Here is a 4270-nt window from a genome sequence, read left to right as displayed (position 1 = left end):
CGCGTGGCCCGGCGACTCCCCCGGGCACGTGGCCCGGCCACACCACCACCCCCACAGTGCCCGCGTGGCCCGGCGACTCCCCCGGGCACGTGGCCCGGCCACACCACCACCCCCACAGTGGCCGCGTGGCCCGGCCACATGGCCCGGGCGCCATGCTCATCCTCCCGGGCGCGGCGGTGCGGCGACCGCCCTGAGGGTCAGTCGCGGGCGGCTCGCGTCAGGGCGTCGCGCAGCGCGTCGGCGTCCACGACATACTCGAACAGCTCCTCGCCGTCCACGGCCACGACGGGCACCCGCACGGTGTAGCGGTCGGTGAGGCTCGGGTCCTCGTCGATGTCGACATGCTCGACGTCGGCGCGGCCCGCCGCGACCTGGGCGACGACGGCCTCGGCCTGCCGACACAGCCCGCAGGTCGCGCGGGTGAAGACGGTCACCCGGGCTCGGTGGGTCACGCGGTCCTGACGCGGGTCGTCTCCCGGCGCGCACGGGGGGCCCGGCGCGCCGCGCGGAACCCCGCGTACATGACGGTCACGCCCACGGCCAGGACGAGCGCGACGAGGTGGTCGAGCTCGGCGGCGAGGAAGCGCGACGAGGTGGCCGAGACGGCGACCCCGAGCGCGATCAGCAGGATCCCGTAGCGGCGGGCGCGCAGCCCCGAGTACACCGATCCGACGACCACGACCAGGGCCCCGAGGATCGTCATGGGCCGCAGCACCTGGTAGGCGAGCCCACCGGCGAACGCCTCCTGGCCGCCGGGGATGCCGCCGGCGCCGTCGGCAGCAGCCAGCACCCCGACCTCGACCGGGGTGAGCGCCACCGCGGCCACGCTCCACACGGTCGCCAGCCCGGCGATCGTCCACCAGAGCGCCGCCCGCTTGCTGTCCAGCAGGTGCAGCTGGCCGACCGCCAGGAGGGGCACGTTCAACAAGGCGCCGGTGATCCAGTACACCGCGAACGACGCCGGGGACCACCCCAGGCCGAACCCTGCCGCCAACGCCACCATGCCGGCGGCGTACAGCGCCAGTGACAGGGACCAGGCCAGCGCGTGGTGGCGCCGGCGTGCCCGCCACTGGCGGGCGAGCTCAGCGGAGAACGCCCCCGCCACAAGCGCTCCCAGGACGGCGAAGCCAACCGCGAAGACCATGGCCGCATGGTACGCCGCGGCCCGATGCCCGGCGATTCACGCGGTCATGGGCGGGCGGTCAGGGGGTGGGGGGTCGAGGTCACGGAGCTCCCGGCGCAGGACCTTGCCGCTGGGGTTGTGGGGCAGGGACTGGACGAACTCGACCACCTCGGGCGCCTTGAAGCGGGCCAGCGAGCGCCGGCAGAAGTCGATGAGCTCCTCGGCGCCGGCCTCCTCGCCGCCGCACAGGACCACCACGGCTTTGACGGCCTCGCCGGTGTAGGGGTGGGGGGTGCCGACCACCGCCGCCTCGGCGACCTTCGGGTGGCGGTACAGCACCTCCTCGACCTCGCGGGGGTAGACGTTGAACCCGCTGACGATGATCAGGTCCCGCTTGCGGTCCACCAGGTAGAGGTAGCCCTCGTCGCTGTAGCCGATGTCACCGGTGGCGAACCACCCCTCGTCGTCGATGGCCTCCTTGGTCGCCGGCTCGTCGTTCCAGTAGCCGGAGAACACGTTCGGGCCGCGCACGAGTATCTCGCCGGGGTCCCCCTGCCTGACGGGCTTGCCATGGTCGTCGACGATGCGCACCTCGACGTCGGGCAGCGGCATGCCGACACTGCCGGGCACGACCCGGTCGCCCATCGCCACCGTGGTCAGCACCGGCGCGGTCTCGGTGAGGCCGTACCCCTCCCAGATGGGGATGCCGAGGTCGGCCCGGAAGCGCTCCAGGACCGGCGGGGGCAGCGGCGCCGCCCCCGAGATGGCGATGCGCACGCTGGCGAGGTCGTAGTCGGCCACGCCTGGGGTGTTCACCCAGGCGACGTACATCGGCGGCGCCCCGAGCAGCACCGACACCCGGTGGGCCGCGATGTCGACGAGGGTCTGCAGCGCGTCGAATCGCTCCACGACCATGATCGTGGCCCCGCGCGACAGCGTGAACGCCATCGCGACGTTGAGCGCGTAGATGTGGAACAGGGGCAGCACGCAGAGGACGACGTCGCCCTCCTCGACGCGCAGTCGGGTGCGCTCCATCTGGGCGTGGTTGGCCAGCAGGTTGGCGTGGCTCAGCATCGCGCCCTTGGGCTTGCCGGTGGTGCCCGAGGTGTACTGCAGCAGTGCGAGCGCGGAGGCGTCGGCGTCCACCGGGGTCGGGGGGTCCTCGACGCTGCTGGCGAACTGGCGCCACGTCCGCGTGCCCGCCGGCGGGCTCGACGCGCCCGCCACGATCACCTGGTCCAGCGCCGGCAGCGTCTCGCGCACGCCGTGCAGCACGGCGGCGAACGGCTCGCTGACCACGACGGCCCGTGCGCCGGAGTCGGCGAGCAGGTACGCGACCTCGTCGGCGGTGAACCCCACGTTGATCGGCACGACCACCAGCCCGGCCCGCAGGGCGCCGTAGAAGGCCTCGACGAAGTGCGGGGTGTTGCCGACCATGAGCGCGACACGAGCGCCGGGCTCCAGCCCGAGCGCCTGGAACGCCGCCGCCGCGCGGTCCACCTGCCGGTCGAGCTCGGCGTAGGTGACGCGCTGGTCCTGGAACACCAGCGCGACCTTGTCGGGCAAGCGGGCTGCGCTGTCACGCAACCGCTCCGCGATGTTCACACGCGCACTCCTCCTCGCGGGATCTCCCGTCCGGGACGGAGACTAGCGCAGGCACCGACGCGCTCCTTTCACCCTTGCGTTGCTCTCCTGACACCGGCGGTCGCTACCCTGGCAGACATGACTACCGCTCGTGGGGTATCCCCGAGCCGGCCGCGGCTGCTCGTCTCGACCGGCCCGCTGCTGCTGAGCCCGCTCGGCTGGATCATGGACTCCATCGCCGACGCCGGGTACGACGGCGCGGAGCTGCTGATCGGCCACAACCCCGAGACCCGCGACCCCGACCGCATCCTGGCCCACGCGCAGGAGGCGGGCATCACCGTGCCGGTCGTGCACGGTCCCTACATGGTCCTGCTGCGCAACGTCCTGGGTTCCGCCTACATCGCGAAGACCCGCCGCTCGCTGGAGATCGCCGCCGCCCTGGACGCGGAGGTCATGGTGGCGCACGCGCCGTTCCGCTGGGAGCGCAAGGCCCGCGGATGGCTGGCCACCGAGATGGAGGCCGAGGCCGACGAGTACGGCCCGGTGTTCGCCATGGAGAACCTCTACCCCGTGCACGGGCGGTCGTTCAGCTCGGTGATCACCCCCGAGGACATGACGGCGTTCCGGTCGGTGGTGTTCGACACGAGCCACTTCGCGGTCGCCGGCGTGGACCTCTTCGAGGCCTGGGACGCCCTCGGGGAGCGGGTGGCGCACCTGCACGTGTCCGACAACTTCGGCAACGGCAAGGACAGCCACGCGCCCATCGGCAGCGGGGTCCTGCCCCTGGAGGCGTTCCTCGCCCACGTAGGGGCGTCCGGGTACGCCGGGACGATCACCCTGGAGCTCGACTGCCGCGCGTACCTGGACACGCGCGACAACCTCGTCGGCTTCCTCGCCCGCGAGCGGGTCAAGGCCGAGAGCCTGCTGCTCGGCGAGACCACCGCCCGCCGCGAGGAGCTCACCACCTAGCGTTGTCCACAGGGACCACGCGCGGTGTCGCACGACACCGGTACAGTGACCGGGCTCGGATAGAGGACCGGATCGTGCAGTGGTACGGTGCAGCGACGACCACCGTCCTGTTCGCCGGGCTGGGCGTCGACGAGCATGCAGCTCGCCGAGCGCACGCCGGGGGACCGACCAAGACCAGAGGATGGACTGTTTGAACACCTATGAGCTGATGATCATCGCCAACGCCGGCTTGGACGAGGACGCCGTCACCGCCACCGTCGAGCGCTTCACGACGACGATCGCCAACCAGGGCGGCACCGTCGAGCGCGTCGATCACTGGGGCAAGCGGACGTTCGCCTACGAGATCGAGCACATGACCGAGGGCTACTACACGGTCATCGACTTCCAGATGCCCGGACCCGGCGTGAGCGAGCTCGACCGTCAGCTGCGGATCACCGACGCCGTCGTGCGCCACAAGATCGTCCGCCCCGGCCACCGGATCAAGCGGGCCTCCTAGCAGGTCCGAGCTTCCCCACCCTGACGCCGGCCGCCGCCCAGGCACTTCCCCGGCCGGGTGCAGGAGGCAACGACCCAGCCCCCCCCGGGGGGGGGGGG

At 72.4% G+C, this 4270-nt stretch carries 5 protein-coding genes; 2 read left to right on the top strand and 3 right to left on the bottom strand.

Annotated elements, in window-relative coordinates:
• Positions 1-197: 197 nt before the first annotated feature.
• From WD250_05250 to WD250_05240, 3 genes are read right to left on the bottom strand one after another with little or no spacing between them, the layout of a single operon-like run.
• Positions 198-452, bottom strand: a complete 255-nt coding sequence (locus tag WD250_05250) for a glutaredoxin family protein (protein ID MEX2619607.1) — start codon at positions 450-452, stop codon at positions 198-200.
• On the bottom strand, positions 449-1144 hold the full coding sequence (locus tag WD250_05245) for a hypothetical protein (GenBank protein ID MEX2619606.1): 696 nt from the start codon (positions 1142-1144) through the stop codon (positions 449-451). The genes WD250_05250 and WD250_05245 overlap by 4 nt, the downstream gene beginning before the upstream one ends.
• 36 nt (positions 1145-1180) lie before the next feature.
• On the bottom strand, positions 1181-2728 hold the full coding sequence (locus tag WD250_05240) for a long-chain fatty acid--CoA ligase (GenBank protein ID MEX2619605.1): 1548 nt from the start codon (positions 2726-2728) through the stop codon (positions 1181-1183).
• A gap of 117 nt (positions 2729-2845) precedes the next feature.
• Here WD250_05240 and WD250_05235 point away from each other — a divergent pair, with 117 nt between their 5' ends.
• Together WD250_05235 and rpsF are read left to right on the top strand one after the other, a co-directional pair.
• Positions 2846-3676 (top strand): sugar phosphate isomerase/epimerase family protein, encoded by an 831-nt coding sequence (locus WD250_05235; protein MEX2619604.1) that lies wholly within the window; start codon positions 2846-2848, stop codon positions 3674-3676.
• 190 nt (positions 3677-3866) lie between these two features.
• Positions 3867-4172, top strand: a complete 306-nt coding sequence (gene rpsF / locus WD250_05230; protein MEX2619603.1) for a 30S ribosomal protein S6 — start codon at positions 3867-3869, stop codon at positions 4170-4172.
• The last annotated feature ends 98 nt before the right edge of the window (positions 4173-4270 follow it).

The sequence above is a fragment of the Egibacteraceae bacterium genome (assembly GCA_040905805.1).
Lineage (GTDB): Bacteria > Actinomycetota > Nitriliruptoria > Euzebyales > Egibacteraceae > DATLGH01.
Note: the sequence above shows the minus strand (reverse complement) of the source record. Positions and strands in the feature narration are given on the sequence as shown.